This window comes from Furfurilactobacillus curtus (assembly GCF_045862785.1).
Classification (GTDB): Bacteria; Bacillota; Bacilli; order Lactobacillales; family Lactobacillaceae; genus Furfurilactobacillus; species Furfurilactobacillus curtus.
Genome location: NZ_BQXO01000004.1, coordinates 54,432 through 71,499, shown reverse-complemented (window position 1 = coordinate 71,499; position 17,068 = coordinate 54,432). Strand labels below are relative to the sequence as shown.

The window sequence follows — 17,068 nt, the reverse complement described above, 5'->3', positions numbered from 1 at the left end:
GATGATACTAATTTTTTTGCACGAGCTCCGGTCCTTTGTCGTATAATGTTAGGGATATGGGGCTCTAATTAACATGACGCAAACTTGATTGTAAGTTTACAAGAGAAAGAAGGATTAATGATGGCAGTAGAACCAATTTCACGTGAAGAAGTTGAACACGTGGCCGAGCTTGCAAAACTGTCACTGACAGATGAACAGGCGCAAAAGTTTACAAGTCAACTTGATGAAATTATTGAAATGATCGAAGGGCTCAATGAGGTCAATACTGACGAAGTGGCACCAACGACGAACATGGCTGATGCAACGGCCATTTTACGTGAAGATGTGGCGGTTAATGCCCACCAAAAGGCGGCGTTGTTAGCTGAAGCTCCCGATACTGAAGATGGCTTTATTAAAGTACCAGCCATTATTGATGAAAGTGAGGATGCCTAATGACGCGCCCATATGACAATTTAACGGATTTGCATCAAGCATTGGTGCAGCAAGAACTATCAGCGACTGAATTGACCAAACAAACGTTAGCTAATATTCATGAACATGAAGACCAATTAAATGCTTATGTAACAGTTAATGATGAAGGCGCTTTAGCGCAAGCGCAAGCGATTGATGCCGCAGGAATTGACCCTAATAACCTGTTTTCTGGTGTGCCTGTTGCTTTGAAAGATAACCTTACGACAAAGGGACTATTGACGACGGCGTCTTCAAAAATTCTGGCCAACTTCACACCAGTTTATGACGCGGATGTTGTGGAACGTTTACAAGCAGCTGGAGCAATTACGATCGGAAAGACCAATCTGGATGAATTTGCGATGGGAGCTTCGACGGAGACCTCATTTTACGGGACAACGCGTAATCCTTGGGACACGACCAAAGTTCCTGGTGGTTCATCAGGTGGTTCAGCTGCGACTGTCGCGGCCGGGGATGTTTTAGCCTCACTAGGCTCGGACACTGGTGGTTCGATCCGTCAGCCAGCTGCGTTCAATGGAATCGTGGGGCTTAAACCAACATACGGCCGTATTAGTCGTTGGGGATTAATTGCCTTTGCTTCTTCATTGGATCAGATTGGGCCGATGACGGCGAATGTTACCGATGCAGCTGCAATGTTACAGGTTCTAGCTGGTCGTGATGAGCGCGATGCCACATCCTCCAGTCAACCAGTACCCGATTATGTTGCCGGTCTAACTGGTGATATTAAGGGCTTAAAGATTGGTGTACCAAAGGAATTCTTGGCCGATGGCATTGATGCTGGTGTTCGTGATCAAATTCGTTCAGCAGTTAAACAGCTCGAACAGCTAGGGGCGAAAGTAGACGAAGTTAGTTTGCCTCATAGCACCCACGGAATTCAGGCGTACTACATTTTGGCACCATCAGAAGCATCCTCTAATTTGCAACGTTTTGATGGCATTCGTTATGGTTACCGGACAAGTGATGCGAAGAACTTGGAAGAACTGTATGTTAAGACTCGGTCGGAAGGTTTCGGCGATGAAGTTAAGCGCCGGATCATGTTGGGGACGTTTGCCTTATCGGCCGGCGCATTTGATGCCTTCTTTATGAAAGCAGCCAAGATTCGAACATTGATCATTGAAGACTTTAAACGAGTTTTTGCCGACTATGATTTAATCGTTGGCCCAACAGCACCGACGCCAGCTTTTGGCATCGGTGAAGAGACTAAAGACCCAATGACCATGTACATGAACGACATGCTAACCGTCCCTGCTAATTTAGCCGGGCTTCCTTCCATTTCTGTGCCTGCAGGCTTGGTTGATGGCCTACCGGTTGGACTGCAGATTATTGGTCAGGCATTTGATGAAACCCGGGTCTTGAATGCTGCCTATGCCTTTGAACAGAGCACTGAATTTCACACGCTAAAACCAACGTTGAATGAAGGAGGTCAGGCTTAATGAATTTCGAAACGACCATTGGGCTTGAAGTCCATGTTGAGTTAAAAACCAATTCCAAAATTTTTAGTCCGTCACCAGTTGAATTCGGAGACGAACCTAATGCGAACACTAATGTAATTGACTGGGGTTATCCTGGGGTTTTGCCGACGCCAAACAAAGGTGTCGTTGAATATGGCATGCGCGCTGCCTTGGCTTTACATGCCAAGATTAATCAGCATACCCATTTTGATCGGAAGAATTACTTCTATCCTGACAATCCCAAGGCCTATCAGATTTCTCAATCTGATGTGCCATTAGCTGAAAACGGTTGGATTGAAATTGACGTTGACGGGCAGAAGAAAAAAATCGGTATTGCCGAGATGCACATCGAAGAAGATGCTGGTAAAAACACGCATAATCCTAATGGCTATTCTTACGTTGATTTGAACCGGCAAGGTACACCCTTGATTGAAATTGTTTCAAAGCCTGATATTGCCTCGCCAGATGAAGCTTATGCTTATTTGGAAATCTTGCGTCAACGCATTCAATTCACTGGCGTCTCCGATGTAAAAATGGAAGAAGGCTCAATGCGGGTTGATGTGAATATTTCGATTCGCCCATACGGTTCAGATCAATATGGCACGAAGACAGAGTTAAAGAACTTGAACTCGTTTAACTACGTGCGCAAGGGCCTTCAGTTTGAAGAAAAGCGCCAGCAACAGGTCCTGTTATCTGGTGGTAAAATTCAACAAGAGACGCGTCGCTATGATGAGAACACCAATGAAACGATCTTAATGCGGGTGAAGGAAGGCGCCGATGATTATCGTTACTTCCCAGAACCGGATATTCCTAATGTTGAAATTGCGGATGACTGGATTGCCCAAATTCAAGCAACGATGCCTGAAATGCCTGAAAAACGGCGTCAACGATATGTCAACGACTTAGGCTTGACAGATTATGACGCGATGGTATTGACGCAGACAAAAGAAATGGCAGATTTCTTTGAAGCCACAGTCACAGCCGGGGCCGATGCTAAATTGACTTCGAACTACTTACAAGGCGATGTCAATGCATATCTGAATGATAATAAATCGGATTTGCAGGAAACTAAGCTGACGCCAGCCAATTTAGCCGGCATGATCAAGTTACAAATGGATGGTACAATTTCTTCAAAGATGGCTAAAAAAGTTTTCGTAGCCATTACGAAAGGTGAAGAACCGGGGGCCTACGTTAAAGCACACGGTTTAGTGCAACTCTCTGATCCCGAACAATTACAGCCAATTATTGATGGCGTGCTCGATGCCAATGAACAGTCGGTTGTTGACTTCAAAAATGGGAAAGATCGAGCAGTTGGCTTCTTGGTTGGTCAAATCATGAAGCAAACGCACGGTCAGGCCAATCCGAAAGTAGTCAATCAATTGTTAATGGCTTCCTTAAATGCCCGTTAAGCTGATTGTTTAATTGATAAATAACCGTTACAATAAAGCCTCGTTATGCATTTATAGCGAGGCTTGTACATAGCAATAATTAGATCTTGGTTTATTGGAGGAGCAACGATGGCACAACGCGCACGGGTGATTTATAATCCGACTTCTGGTCGAGAGGCTTTGAAGCGGGATTTGATCGATATTTTAAATGTTTTTGAGCAGGCTGGCTATGAAACCAGCGCGTTTGCGACCACGCCAGCGGCCAATTCTGCCAAAAATGAAGCGCGGCGTGCCGCTAAAGCTGGCTTCGATTTGATCGTGGCTGCCGGCGGTGATGGGACGATTAATGAGGTCGTCAACGGCATTGCGAACCTCAGAAAACGACCGAAGATGGCGATTATTCCAGCTGGGACCACTAATGACTATGCGCGTGCCTTGCGGATTCCACGTGATGAACCGCTAGCGGCGGCTAAAGTCGTTTTAAAAAATCAGACGGTCAAGATGGACATTGGCCAAGCTGGTGATACGTATTTTATTAACATCGCTGGTGGCGGTTTGCTGACGGAACTAACTTATGACGTGCCGTCGGATATGAAAACAATTTTTGGCTATTTAGCTTATTTGGTTAAAGGGGCTGAGTTGTTGCCACAGATTAAACCAATACAGATGTCGATTGAGTACGATGATGGTAAATTTGAGGGTGAAGCTTCCATGTTTCTGTTGGGCTTAACCAACTCCATTGGTGGTTTTGAACAAATCGTACCTGAAGCGTCCTTAGATGACGGCAAATTTAGTCTTTTGATCGTGAAAACAGCGAGCATGCCTCAGCTTTTGCGGCTGATGACGTTAGTGCTTAACGGTGGGCGCCATATTAACGATCCACATATTATTTATAAAAAAACACGCAAGGTCATTGCCAAACCGTTAGACCAAAATGATCGAATGATGATTAATTTGGATGGTGAGTATGGTGGGGACGCGCCGATGACGTTTATCGATCATAAGCAACACATCGAAATGTTCGCGGATCTAGACGCGATTCCTGATGAACAAATTACCGGTGAAGACCGGGCAATTGAGGCCGACGCACGTAAGTTTGTTGAAGAGGTGGATAAATTACCGCAGACTCAGACTGATTCAGAAATGAAGGCATAATTAAGTGAGCGGGAGTCGGACCTGTTTGAGTCCGAGCCGCAACTGACAATCGCAATTTGGCGAATTTGCTCGGCTGTGGTTGTTGATTATGCACTGGATTCGGGGTCTGGCAATCGCGTTTTTTAAATGAACGGGGCATCAGCCAATGACATGCACTAGACGCGGTGTCACTCGGCTAATGTCCCGTGTTTGTTTATTCAAATTAAAAATGGCATTTATGTTTTGCTTTTGTCCCAAGCGCTTTTGCGTTACACTAACAAGGTTATTTTTTCCAACTGATGACCGTCGAAACAGTCGAAAGGAACCTTTAGAATGAAATTTACAGCACCTGTTACGAAGAATGAAACATACACTGGCAAAATTATGGATCTAACCTATCAGGGCATGGGGGTCGCCAAAATCGATGATTTTCCGATCTTTATCGCCAACGCATTGCCTGATGAACAGGTTGTTTTTGCCGTAACTAAGGTGGCCAAGTCGTACGCTTTTGGTCGCGTGGTTAAATTTATTGAACAAAGTCCCCAACGCGTGGACAATGTTGATGTCACTTATACACAAACCGGCATTGCGCCGTTACAGCACCTTAGTTACTCAGGACAATTAATTTTTAAACATGATCAGATGGTTGAATTGTTTAATAAGGCGCATATAGACGTTAATATTAATGACACAATCGGGATGGCAACCCCGTATCATTATCGCAATAAAGCGCAGATTCCAGTTCGCGAGCTTAATGGTCAACTAGAAACCGGCTTTTATCGTCGTGGTTCACATCAATTAGTGCCCATTGAAGATTTTTACATTCAAGATCCTAAAATTGACGAGGCGATCGTGATCGTTCGTGATTTGGTACGACGGTTTCATCTTGATGCCTATGATGAAGTCAACAACACGGGTGTTGTAAAAACAATTATGGTTCGGCGCGGTTACTATAGTCACGAAATGATGATTGTCATCGTGACTCGAGCCCATAAACTATCAATGGTTAACGAATTAGTCGCTGCCATTACTAAAGCATTGCCAGAAGTTAAGAGTATTATTCAAAATGTCAATCCGAAACCAACCAACGTGTTGCTCGGGGATGTTGATCGCGTTCATTTTGGTAGTCCAGTGATTCATGATCAGCTGATGGGGTTGACGTTTGAAATTTCTGCGCATTCATTTTATCAAGTAAATCCGCAGCAAACTGAACGACTCTATCAACTGGCGATTGAAAAAGCACAATTGACAGGCAACGAAACAGTGATTGATGCCTATTGTGGTATTGGCACCATTTCTCTGGCAGTTGCTAGCCACGCCAAAGAAGTTTATGGGGTCGAGATTGTGTCTGCTGCGATTGGCGACGCTAAAACAAATGCCAACTTGAACCATATTGACAATGTTAAATTTGTGGTTGCTAAAGCGGAGACTCAAATGGCACGGTGGCAAGAAGCCGGGTTAAAGCCTGATGTCATCATGGTTGATCCACCACGTAAGGGCCTGGCCGAAGAATTTATTGAAGCAGCAGCGAAAGTTAATCCGCAACGGATTGTCTATATTAGCTGTAATCCAGCTACGTTGGTGCGCGATGTGCAACAATTTATGGCCCGTGGGTACCATGTAGATGGACCAATTCAACCGGTTGATCAATTTCCTCAAACCACACATATTGAAAGTGTGACTGTGCTTGTCAAAGATTAGACAAGCCGATAAGTGAAGATAAATTTTAAACCGTTGTTAGCCAAGACGTCTGGCTAGCAACGGTTTTTAAGTGGGTAGCATGAATTTGGAGAAGCGTCCGAATTTGGCATCGTTTACAAGCTTAATTTTATGATGTTTCGAGTGAACTATGCTATGCTCACCAGTCGATTTCAGTTAAGGTGGCGGTTGGGAGCGGTGATTTATATGGGCCCATGGAATTTTATTGGCCCAATCAGATCAAGGAGCAAGCACACTTGTCAGACTTCTTAACGAAGAGCGTTAAATAGTTAGAGCTACGAACCTTTGATAACAATCATTCGAATTTAGCTCAAGCAGGATTCAGGCATGGTACACTTAAACTAAGTGAATCATGACGGGGGATAGCGATGAGAAAATTAACCAGGAGCGTGCTGAGTCTAACGATAACCGTCTTGCTATTAATGGTGGGGACGTTGATCGGACGGGCAGATTCGTACGACATTAAACGGTATGATGTTTATATCGATGTGTTGGCTAATGGAGATGCTGAAGTCCAACAGCAGATCACCTATCAATTCGATGGATCTTTCCATGGCGTTTTCTATAATCAGGACTTGAAGGGGATCAAGGGTGTCAGCGATCCCACGGTAACGGTGCAGAATCATAACGATCGGGCGATACCATTAGCAGCGAGTGCTACTGGGGAAAATAATTCGTTTAGTGTGACAAAAAGTGCGTCAGTCATGAAGTTAAAAGTTTATCACAGTATCGAGGACGCCACGGCGACGTTCACCTATCGCTATCGACTTAACGGGGTCGTGACCAACTATCGAGACACTGCTCGACTAAATTGGAAGGTGATTGGCAGTGGTTGGGATCAATCGTTAAGTAATGTCAAAATCATCATTCAATTGCCCCAACAAAATGTTGCTACATTACAGGCATGGGCGCATGGCCCATTAGCTGGTCACACAACGGTTAATCGAAAAGCTGGGCAAATGAAGTTAACCTTGGCTAATAATCCGGCAAATCAATTCATTGAGACTGATTTATTGTTTCCAACTTCTGTCACGCCCAACAATCCTAATCAGGTTGATCGGGCGGTAAAAGCACAAGTACAACGCCAGGAGAGGGCGTTGGCCAAGCGAGCAAATGCAAAACGTGTTCGGGCACGACATACGATATATGTCATGATCAGTATTGTTTTGGGAATAATGCTTGTTTCATTAGTTGGCACAGTAATTTACCTGTGGCGGCGACCGATTCACCGTCATGCACCATTAGTTCCGATTCATCACTGGTATGAAGTTCCTCACGTTGGTCCGGCTGTCGCAGAAAGTTTGGTCAATCATAAAGAAGCTGATTCACGTGGTTATACGGGCGAATTGCTTCAATTAGTCGCCAAAAAGGCCGTCACATTAACTTCAGACGACAATACCTATGTGTTGGCTAAAGTTGGTCAACAGCCTATCGATGAACCACTAACCGAGTTTATGATTAAACACATTGGCGATGGTGATCAAGTTACGATGGTGGCGGTTGAAAAATATGGTAAAAGAGATCAAAAAGGCCATTTACAGCAGCATTTCCTACAATGGCAACGCCGTATTTCCGACCAAGTGGCCACTTATGAAGATGGACATAATCTTGGCGTTCGTCGCTGGCTCTTAGCGTTATTAATTGGCAATCTTGCTTTAGCTGGGTTAGCGGCGCTCCTAATTGGGGCCGGTCCTGCTCAGATTAAGTTGGTATGGTGGTTGGGACTAGCTGTCTTTGCAGGATTATTAACCGTAATCATCATTTGGCAACGGCAACGGATCAATCGATACACCGCTGATGGCGATCAGCTGGTTAACGAGCTTCGAGGGCTTAAACGAATGCTTCGTGATGTGGGACATTTCAATACAGCCGAGGTTGGCGACTTAATTTTATGGGAGCAGTTGTTACCGTACGCGGCGGCTTTTGGATTGGCTAAGCAGGTGACCCAAGCCGTGGCCAACGATTTCGGAGCAGCTACAATTGCCACCACTGGAATTTTGTTCCCATATTATTATGGTTTTGGCAATCACTCGATTAATTTCGATCAGGCATTTACTGGCACCTTTTCTAATTCCATTTCTGCTAGTAGCAGCGCCCTGTCCAGTAGCAGTGGTGGTTCTGGTGGCTTTTCAGGTGGTAGTTCTGGCGGCTTTGGTGGCGGATCCGGTGGTGGTGCTTTTTAATGGCTAAGTACAAGGATGAAGACGCCCGAAAAAAAAGATCAGTTCGATTTTGAAATCGAGCTGATCTTTTTTGATTATGAATTATTAATGTAACACGATGTTCAACAATAAAACCATTAACAAACCGACTACTGAAATAATTGTTTCTAAGACCGTCCAGATACTTAATGTCTGTTTCACAGAAAGATCGAAGTATTCGGAGAACATCCAAAAACCAGCATCGTTGACGTGGGAGGCGGCTAGTGAGCCGGCGCCAATGGCGAGTGCCATCAAAGCTGGATCAGCACCTGCCGCGTGCATGAGTGGTACGACTAGACCAGCGGCTGTCATTCCAGCGACTGTTGCAGATCCTAGCGCAACCCGCAAGATTACCGCAATCAACCAGCCCAATAAGAGCGGTGAAAGACTAGAATGAGCCATTAGCTGCTGCACGGCTTTGCCGACACCACCATCAATGAGGACCTGTTTGAAGGCTGCACCACCGCCAATCACCATCAGTAACATCGCAATCGACTTGATGGCATCTTCAATCGTGCCACTAATTTGTTTCATTGTCCGACTACGATGAAAGCCCATGGACCAAATTGCAAATAATAGGGAAATGACCATCGCAATGACTGGATCACCGAGCATGATCATAATCGAGGCAAATCCATGGGGATGAACCGGTTTGACACCATGTAATACGGTCATGGTATAAATGGTTGAAATAGCCATGAAGATAACTGGGAAGAGGGAAGTCAAGGCTGCTAAGCCGAAACTAGGTGTTTCATTAAGCTTGTATTCCTTCACCTCACCAAAAGCTGGTAATTCCTTTTTGATGACAAAGACGTCTGGTTGAAGGCGTTGCATGATCCGGGTAAAGACAGGCCCGGCGATGATCACACAAGGAATCGCAACAATAATACCAAGTAACAAGACCATCCCGGTGTTTGCACCGAGGGCTGTCGACACAGCAGTGGGGGCTGGTTGGGGTGGTAAGAAACCTTGTGTTGCCGATAAGGCAGCTGCCATTGACAGACCAAGGTATAAGAATGGTACTTCTGCTTCTAAGGCAACAGCGAAGACAATGGGGGTCAACAAAACCAAGCCGACTTCGAAGAACAGAGACATTCCAATGATGAATGAAGCGATTACGATCGCTAATTGCAATCGTTTCTTACCAAACGCACTGATCAGTGTCTTCGCGATGCGATAAGAACCCCCCGAATCTGAGACTAACCGACCGATCATGGCGCCAAAACCAAAGACGATCGCTAGCTCGCCTAACGAACTTCCAATTCCGTTCTTAATGGACGTTGCAATGGCAGCGGGGTTCATGCCGAGCCCCAAGGCTACTAAGATCGATGTCACAATTAAGGAGACAAAGGTGTTCAACTTGAACTGAATAATAAGCACTAGCAATAAAGCAATGCCGAGAATCAAAACAATGAATGGTGACATAAGCAAGACTTTCCTCTCAAATTCATTTGGTGAAATAAAACGACCACACCATTCTACTCGTCTTGAAAACGAAGTAACACAGTTTAGCGAAAACTTTTTTCAGCTTTTAACTCATTTGATAGTGAATACAAAAACGTTGTCCCCACCTGGGAGGCAACGCTTTTTTGTATTATAAATGAAATTAATTTTAATGAAAAACCATGTTAAGCAACAAGACGCCGATTATCCCGACGATCGAAATAATTGTTTCAAGCACTGTCCAAATACTTAACGTCTGTTTAACAGATAGATCAAAGTATTCAGAGAACATCCAGAAGCCAGCATCGTTGACGTGGGAAGCAGCTAGTGAACCAGAACCGATGGCAATAACCATTAAGGCCGGATCAACACCGGCTTGAGCCATTAACGGAGCTACGATACCAGCAGCAGTTAGGGCAGCGACGGTTGCAGAGCCAAGAGCGATCCGCAAAATAACGGCGACTAACCAACCCAATAATAACGGACTGAAGTTGGTGTGGATAAACATGGTGGCAACGGCTTTACCAACGCCCCCATCAATAAGGACTTGTTTAAACGCACCACCCCCACCAATAACCAGCAGTAGCATGGCAATGGATTTTACGGCATTTTCCATCGAGGTCATAATGTCTTTAGTGGAGCGTTGACGACGCCAACCCATAGCCCACATAGCAAAAATAAGCGATAGGACCATGGCAATACTTGGACTACCAATAAAAGCAATAAATTGATCTAAATTACTTGGATGCTTTGGCAATTCGCCATTCGTAAAAATTAATTGGTAGATCGTGGTGATTGCCATGAAGATAACAGGGAAAAGAGAGGTCAAGACGGATGAGCCAAAGCTTGGCGTATCCTCTAACTTAAATTCCTTGATTTCACCAAACGAAGATAGATTACCTTTGCGTTTAAATGCTGAAGGCGCATAACGTTCAGCTAGCCGGGTAAATACTGGACCGGCAATGTAAACGGCGGGAATGGCAATAATAATCCCAAATAAGAGAACCCGACCGGCGTTAGCGTGAAGTGCTGCTGAAATAGCAACGGGGGCTGGATGTGGCGGCAAGAAACCGTGAGTCACAGACAAAGCAGTTGCCATTGGAATCCCTAGGTATAGGATCGGCACTTCTGCTTCGACAGCAATGGCAAAGACGATTGGAATTAACAGAACCATTCCAACTTCGAAGAATAAAGCGATCCCGATAATAAAGGAAGCTAGCACGATGGCCAACTGCAACCTTTTTTTACCGAATCGTTGAATCAACGTGGTCGCAATTCGATAAGCACCGCCGGCGTCGGCGACCAAACGACCTAGCATCGCCCCAAAACCGAAGACGATTGATAATTCACCGAGTTGGCTGCCGATCCCGTTTTGAACCGAGAGGGCAATCTTGTCCATAGGCATTCCTAAACCAAGGGCGACTAACACGGCGGTAATGACTAATGCGAGGAAGGTGTTGATCTTGAAACGAATAATGAGAACTAACAAAAGGGCAATTCCCAAGAACAACACCACAAAAGGCATAACTCCTGACATGATGTATAGCTCCTTCCAAAGAAAAAATGAATAATGAATAACTTACCTGAAAACGATACCAAAAAAACGACAAATAAGAAAGCACTTACATTCGCAAAGTGAATAAATTTTTCAAAACGGTGTTCAAAGCTGCTTTCACAAATGTGATTAATCAGGGATTGCATAAGGGTTGAACCATGCGAATAGCGAAAAAAATTTTCTTAATGAATTTAACTTACATCAAGATGATCGCTGTAATCAGTCGTTTTTTTGAGATGATCACTCTTTTTTTAATCAAAAAAGACCTCACCGTTTTTTGGTGAGATCTTTTAATAATTACTTGGATTAGTCAGTCGTTTCACCGGCTTGAGCGTGTTTCTTTTGGAAGTTCGCAATATTTGTGTATTCCGTTTGCAGCTGACGACTTAAGCGGATATAAATCGGTACCAATTCACGGTAAACTTCAAAGTTTTCTGGATTTGGTTGGTACGTGTGCGTTTCGCCGACAAAACGTTTAACTTCTGAAAGATCATCGATCAGGCCTAGTGACTTCATGCCGACAACAGCGGCACCTAGACATGAGGATTCAAAGGATTCTGGGATTGTGACTGGTTGCTCAAAAATATCAGATAACATCTGACGCCAGAGCTCTGAACGGGCAAAACCACCAGTGGCCATAATTGACTTGGGTTCACCAACAACCTCTTCCAAGGCGAGCAGCACTGTGTATAAGTTGTAGACAATACCTTCTAACACGGCGCGAATCATGTGCGCGCGGGTGTGCATTTGCGTCAATCCAAAGAATGAACCACGTGCGTCGGCGTCCCAGATTGGTGCGCGTTCACCACCCAAGAAGGGGTGGAACAGTAAGCCATTGGATCCAGCAGGGACCCGCTTGGCAATGTCAGTTAGCAGGTCGTAAGAGTCCTCTTGTAGTAAGGCCGCCGTACTCTTTTCCGCATCAAACAGGTTATCACGGGCCCAACGGAAGACGACACCACCGTTATTAACCGGTCCGCCGACTACCCATAAATCCTTGGTCAATGCATAACAGAACACACGGCCTTTGGGATCAATAACCGGGTGATCAGTAACCACGCGAACAGCACCCGAAGTTCCGATAGTGACGGCGACGACGCCTTTTTCAATGGCGTTAACGCCTAAATTAGATAACGCACCATCAAAAGCCCCTTGAATAAAGGGAACATCTTTAGGATAGCCAATTACCTTGGCGTATTCTTCGCGCATACCTGTCGACTGCGCGTAACCATCGACAATTTTTGGCAACTGCGCTTCATTAACACCGGTCAAAGCCAAGGCGTCTTTGTCCCACGCTAGGTTGAAGATATTAAAGATCCCAGTTCCACTGGCTACGGAAATATCCATTTGCCAAACGCCGAGTAAACGATAGAAAATATATTCCTTAATGCCACAGTAGTAAGCTGCCTGATTGTAGATATCGGCCTTTTCATTCTTAAGCCAAAGTAACTTGCTGAGTAAAGACATCGGGTGGATTGGCGTTCCGGTGTGTTCATATAAAGTCTTACCGGAACCATCGGCTTTTAACTGATCCGCATATTTCGTGGCCCGAGTATCAGCCCAAGTAATCACCCGAGTTAACGGCTTGTGATCTTTGTCTAGAGCGATCAAACTTTGGTTTGCGCTCGAGAATGAAACTCCGTGGAGTTTACCATTTTTAAGGTCAGCCTTGCGTAAAATTTCTTGTAAGCCGTTAACGACAGCTTCAAGGATTTCCTCAGGGTCTTCTTCGGCCATTCCCGTGGCATCCCGGTATAACGAGTATAGTTTGTTGGTGTAGGCCAAGACGTTACCATCCAGGTCGTATAAAACGGCCTTGGTGCTGGTCGTTCCAATATCCATTCCGACCATATAATCCATAGTGAAATGCTCCTTTTTTAGTAGACATGCGATAAAACTCAAACCGGTATCATAGCTGAGTTGCTCACGTGCTTGATTGATGAATCTACGGACACCAGTATAGGTGAAAAGGCGTTCATTCACAACCAAAATAGGTCAAATCCGATGCTGGCTATCGCGAGTTTGCATATTCAGCGATGAATACGAAGCGAGTTGGAATGCATTAAAAGACTGGTTGAATTGACTTTACGAAAACGTACTCACCTTCAATGGAACTGGTGGCGGCGTCCAACCAAGCAGCCTGTTCGGGGTCCAAAGCGCTCGTGATTTCTTGTTAATACTCGTTTTTATCCATGAAGACCGTTGCTAAATTGCGTGCAAATTTGGTCTGAATACGGCATAATAAATTTAGAAAATTTTTTACATTATAGAATAAAATAATTTTCATGAAGGGGAGCGAGGATCATCGCACGAACAAGTGTTAGCACAATTCGGGCTAATTATCAGCACCTCACGGGAGCGGATAAAAAAATTGCCGATTATATTTTAGCTAATCCGACAACCGCTAGTGAGAAAACCATTCAAGAGTTAGCGGCCAGTGTGAAGGTGTCTACTGCGACCGTAAGCCGTTTTGTCAAACGGATCGGGTGGCACTCATTTCGCGAATTTAGTCTGGGCTTTGGTCGAGTGGAGCGTCAGACAGATAGCTTTTTCAGTGAGATCGAGGAGAATGATCAACCCAACGTGGTGGTCGACAAGGTATTTCAGGGGGCTGAGAACGCCTTAGATGCGACGCGTTCTTTGTTAAAAGAGGCCGATTTAAACGCCGCGATTGAATTGATTACTGAAGCTAAGAGTCTAAGCTTTTTTGGCTTTGGCGGTTCTTCAATTGTGGCTTTAGATGGCTATCACAAGTTTTTGCGAACCACGGTGCACGCACAATTTCATCCTGACGTGGATATTCAGTTGATGCAGGCCGTTAATTTAGGTTCACAAGATGTTGCTATTCTCATCTCTCATTCAGGACGAAATCATGACACTTTGATGGTGGCTGATCAGTTAAAGCATAATCAAGTTCCAATGATCGCCATTACGAGTTACCCTGCTTCACCGTTAGCTAAACGTTGTGACATTGTCTTTCAATCGGTGGCTGAGGAAGTTAACTACCGTAGCGAATCAATGAGTTCATTAATTGCCCAGCTGACAATTGTGGATAGTCTATTCACATTGGTCGGCGCTAAAGGAGCCAAGACGGAAAGTGGCGAGGGCTTGCTCAAGGATATTCGGCATGCAATGGAAGTTTCCCGAGAATAATGAACATGAAGGTCTTAATGGGCAAAATGATCGAAGCTAGGTGATGGATAGGGTGGTGATGGTTTGATGGCTGAACCGCAATCAGTTCTGAGTCGTCTGAACCGGCGGCAACATAAACGTCGACGCCCTAAATGGTGGGCTTGGCTAGCGATCGTAATCGCGATCGTGGGGATTATGACAGCTGGCTTTGGGGGTGTGCATTGGTGGCATTTGCGTCATCAGATTGTGTTAAAAAAATATCCAGTAACAGGTGTGGCAATTGATCAAGATGCGGGATTCATTGATTTTCAAGCCCTATCCAAAACCGGTTTGCAATTTATTTACTTAAAGACAACCGTTGGAAATCGCTATACGGATGATGATTTTGCGGACAATTATCAACGTAGTATCGGCAGTTCCTTGAAAATTGGCGTTTATCTGACTTATAGCCCCAACAGCACGATTATGAGTCAGGTTCGGTATTTTCATCAACAAGTGGGGCACTCGACAGGAACGTTGCCGATCATGATCGTTGTGCCAGAGGGTATCGGTGATCTCAGTGATTCGGCAGTTCTTAAAAAGACAACGCAACGATTGACTACGATGCAGGTTCAATTGCAACAGCAGACTGACCAACCAGTTGGTTTATGGATTGCGCCTCAACAAGCGACTAAGCTGGATAAAAGTAGAACATGGCGAATGTTAACCTTGACCGATGAGCCGCTAAAACAGCATTATCAGTCTAATATTGATTTTATTAGTTATGATGATAGCGGTTCAATTATCGTGGATGGTTCCCGGCAATCCTTGAACTTAATGGTCTATAATGGCAGCAAGAAAATGTTTGAAACGCTAGCTACTGAGAATTGAGATAAACTTAATCAACAAAGTGAATGTGGGTGATCCTATGGCAATTTTTGGTAAAAAAAGTTCAACAGAAGCTAGTACTAACCAGGCGATGACGATCGATCAAGCTCAAACAATGATTCTTGATGCAGTGACTCATCAATTTGGTGACTCGCAGACGGTTTTGCCGGATTTTTCTGTCGTGTCTGGCTGGGCCAGCGCAGATTTTGTTGCTTTTCGTAGCTTTGATGTGCAAATTAAAATTGGTGTTAAACCAGAAAATGCGCGGGATGTTAATCGACTCAAAATTCTAGTTGCGATTGGGCCACGATTGGTTCCACTATACGATCTTTTAGAGAGCGACTTGCGTGGTCAATATGAACGAATTTGTAGTCCGGAGCACTTGGCGACTGACGTGCGGCTTTTGGAACACTACTTAGTTTGGCGATTGACGCCGGAGCAGCGCCTTAAATTTGGGCTGACAATGGATTGATGAAACAGTGGACAGGTAGCCTTATTGTCGGCGCTATCGTGATGACCCTCTTGCTAGGGGGGCAAACAGGGCGGGCGGCAGTAATGGATCCAACGATTAATAGTCGAGCTGCAATCGTGATTGATGAGCAAACAGGACAGATTTTGGCCGCCAAGGATCGAAACGAACGATTACCGATTGCTTCCATTTCAAAATTATTGGTGGTCTACTTGGTTGAACAGAAGATTGCTAATAAAACATTGTCCTTACAGGAGAAAGTTCCGATTGATCCCAAAGTTGCCCAGTTGAGCACTTCACCAGAGTTAACGAATGTGCCATTGAGTGCAGGCCGCCAGTATACAATTGCGGAGTTATTAGCTGATGCGCTACTACCGTCCGGAAATGCAGCGGCAGTGGCATTAGGGGAGGCGGTGACGGGCAGTGTACCAGCCACCAATAGTGCCATGACCCGCTTGCTAAGGCGCTGGGGGATTCATTCGCCGAGGCTTGTTTCGCCAGCCGGATTGCGGAATGGTGATATGGGGGAGCTACGTGATCCAAAGCAACCGGATACAGCAGAAAATAAACTATCAGTCACTGAGCTAGCGGTGGTCAGCCGCCACTTGCTGGAGGATTATCCGGCAGTTCGTGACATTACTAGACGCGCTCAGTTGACGACCACTGGGGTCAATGGGGAACCATATTCTATTGTGAACACTAATCTACTGACGAAACATCGAAGTGGTAAGTACACCTTTACGGGGGTCAAAACGGGCTCCTCTCCGTCAATTGGTGGAAACTTCGTCGGGGAAACCAGACTAGCTGGGCGGCGGGTCATTACAGTGGTTTTGGGAAGCGGTGGCTATCGTGACCAACACACTCGTTTTGATGAAACCATCCACATGTTGGATCAAGTGGCCGCTAAGTTAAGACCAGTTCGTTCGGGTAAACGGGGTCCAGTTGTTTATTTGCAACAAGCAAACACGTCTCTTGGTCAAGTGCGCACGCAATATCGACATCAACCGACGTTTTTTGTAGCTCGGCGACATCCACAACCGGTGGTGACTGGAAAATTACACGTGAAGTCATCTCGCTTATTACCGTTGCGAGCTGATCAGACGATTGGCTGGACAACGTTAACAACTGCCAGTGCACAATTTGTAGATGGTCATCCGCAAGTTGAAGTCGTCTCTGAGCAAAAGGTTGGACAGGCTAGTTGGGTGACGCAAATGTGGCGAAAATTGTTTGGGAATCATTAA

At 45.1% G+C, this 17,068-nt stretch carries 13 protein-coding genes; 10 read left to right on the top strand and 3 right to left on the bottom strand.

Going from position 1 to position 17,068, the window contains the following annotated elements; genetic code table 11:
* Nucleotides 1-120: 120 nt before the first annotated feature.
* From gatC to ACKTR2_RS07570, 6 genes are all read left to right on the top strand, one after another.
* Entirely contained in the window at nucleotides 121-432 is a 312-nt protein-coding gene (gene gatC, locus ACKTR2_RS07595; RefSeq protein WP_407884140.1) for an Asp-tRNA(Asn)/Glu-tRNA(Gln) amidotransferase subunit GatC, read from the top strand.
* Nucleotides 432-1,901 (top strand): Asp-tRNA(Asn)/Glu-tRNA(Gln) amidotransferase subunit GatA, encoded by a 1,470-nt coding sequence (gene gatA, locus ACKTR2_RS07590; protein WP_407884138.1) that lies wholly within the window; start codon nucleotides 432-434, stop codon nucleotides 1,899-1,901. The genes gatC and gatA overlap by 1 nt, the downstream gene beginning before the upstream one ends.
* Nucleotides 1,901-3,328, top strand: a complete 1,428-nt coding sequence (gene gatB, locus ACKTR2_RS07585) for an Asp-tRNA(Asn)/Glu-tRNA(Gln) amidotransferase subunit GatB (protein WP_407884136.1) — start codon at nucleotides 1,901-1,903, stop codon at nucleotides 3,326-3,328. The genes gatA and gatB overlap by 1 nt, the downstream gene beginning before the upstream one ends.
* Before the next feature lie 108 nt (nucleotides 3,329-3,436).
* Nucleotides 3,437-4,462, top strand: a complete 1,026-nt coding sequence (locus ACKTR2_RS07580) for a diacylglycerol kinase (RefSeq protein ID WP_407884134.1) — start codon at nucleotides 3,437-3,439, stop codon at nucleotides 4,460-4,462.
* Between the two features lie 312 nt (nucleotides 4,463-4,774).
* Nucleotides 4,775-6,142: a 23S rRNA (uracil(1939)-C(5))-methyltransferase RlmD gene (gene rlmD / locus ACKTR2_RS07575; protein WP_407884132.1), complete on the top strand. Its 1,368-nt coding sequence runs from the start codon at nucleotides 4,775-4,777 to the stop codon at nucleotides 6,140-6,142.
* Nucleotides 6,143-6,528: 386 nt separating this feature from the next.
* Nucleotides 6,529-8,343, top strand: a complete 1,815-nt coding sequence (locus ACKTR2_RS07570) for a DUF2207 family protein (protein ID WP_407884130.1) — start codon at nucleotides 6,529-6,531, stop codon at nucleotides 8,341-8,343.
* An 84-nt stretch (nucleotides 8,344-8,427) separates the two neighbouring features.
* On the opposite strand, the gene ACKTR2_RS07565 is transcribed toward ACKTR2_RS07570, so the two are convergent.
* The 3 genes from ACKTR2_RS07565 to gntK all read right to left on the bottom strand — a co-directional run bounded on the left by ACKTR2_RS07565 (nucleotide 8,428) and on the right by gntK (nucleotide 13,219).
* Nucleotides 8,428-9,786 carry a gluconate:H+ symporter gene (locus ACKTR2_RS07565; RefSeq protein ID WP_407884128.1) on the bottom strand — a complete coding sequence of 453 codons (1,359 nt, stop codon included), beginning with the start codon at nucleotides 9,784-9,786 and terminating at the stop codon, nucleotides 8,428-8,430.
* Nucleotides 9,787-9,973: 187 nt separating this feature from the next.
* A complete protein-coding gene (locus tag ACKTR2_RS07560) occupies nucleotides 9,974-11,341 on the bottom strand; it encodes a gluconate:H+ symporter (protein ID WP_407884126.1) in 1,368 nt (455 codons plus the stop codon).
* Nucleotides 11,342-11,665: 324 nt separating this feature from the next.
* Nucleotides 11,666-13,219, bottom strand: coding sequence for a gluconokinase (gntK, locus tag ACKTR2_RS07555; RefSeq protein WP_407884124.1), 1,554 nt, complete (start codon nucleotides 13,217-13,219; stop codon nucleotides 11,666-11,668).
* Nucleotides 13,220-13,660: 441 nt separating this feature from the next.
* On the opposite strand from gntK, the gene ACKTR2_RS07550 reads away from it, so the two are divergent.
* The 4 genes from ACKTR2_RS07550 to ACKTR2_RS07535 all read left to right on the top strand — a co-directional run bounded on the left by ACKTR2_RS07550 (nucleotide 13,661) and on the right by ACKTR2_RS07535 (nucleotide 17,068).
* Nucleotides 13,661-14,512 (top strand): MurR/RpiR family transcriptional regulator, encoded by an 852-nt coding sequence (locus ACKTR2_RS07550; protein WP_407884350.1) that lies wholly within the window; start codon nucleotides 13,661-13,663, stop codon nucleotides 14,510-14,512.
* Between the two features lie 66 nt (nucleotides 14,513-14,578).
* The gene (locus tag ACKTR2_RS07545; protein WP_407884122.1) at nucleotides 14,579-15,361 is read left to right on the top strand and encodes a GH25 family lysozyme; all 783 of its coding nucleotides are present in this window, start codon (nucleotides 14,579-14,581) and stop codon (nucleotides 15,359-15,361) included.
* 37 nt (nucleotides 15,362-15,398) lie between these two features.
* Nucleotides 15,399-15,830, top strand: a complete 432-nt coding sequence (locus ACKTR2_RS07540) for a hypothetical protein (protein ID WP_407884120.1) — start codon at nucleotides 15,399-15,401, stop codon at nucleotides 15,828-15,830.
* Nucleotides 15,830-17,068, top strand: coding sequence for a D-alanyl-D-alanine carboxypeptidase family protein (locus ACKTR2_RS07535; protein WP_407884118.1), 1,239 nt, complete (start codon nucleotides 15,830-15,832; stop codon nucleotides 17,066-17,068). The genes ACKTR2_RS07540 and ACKTR2_RS07535 overlap by 1 nt, the downstream gene beginning before the upstream one ends.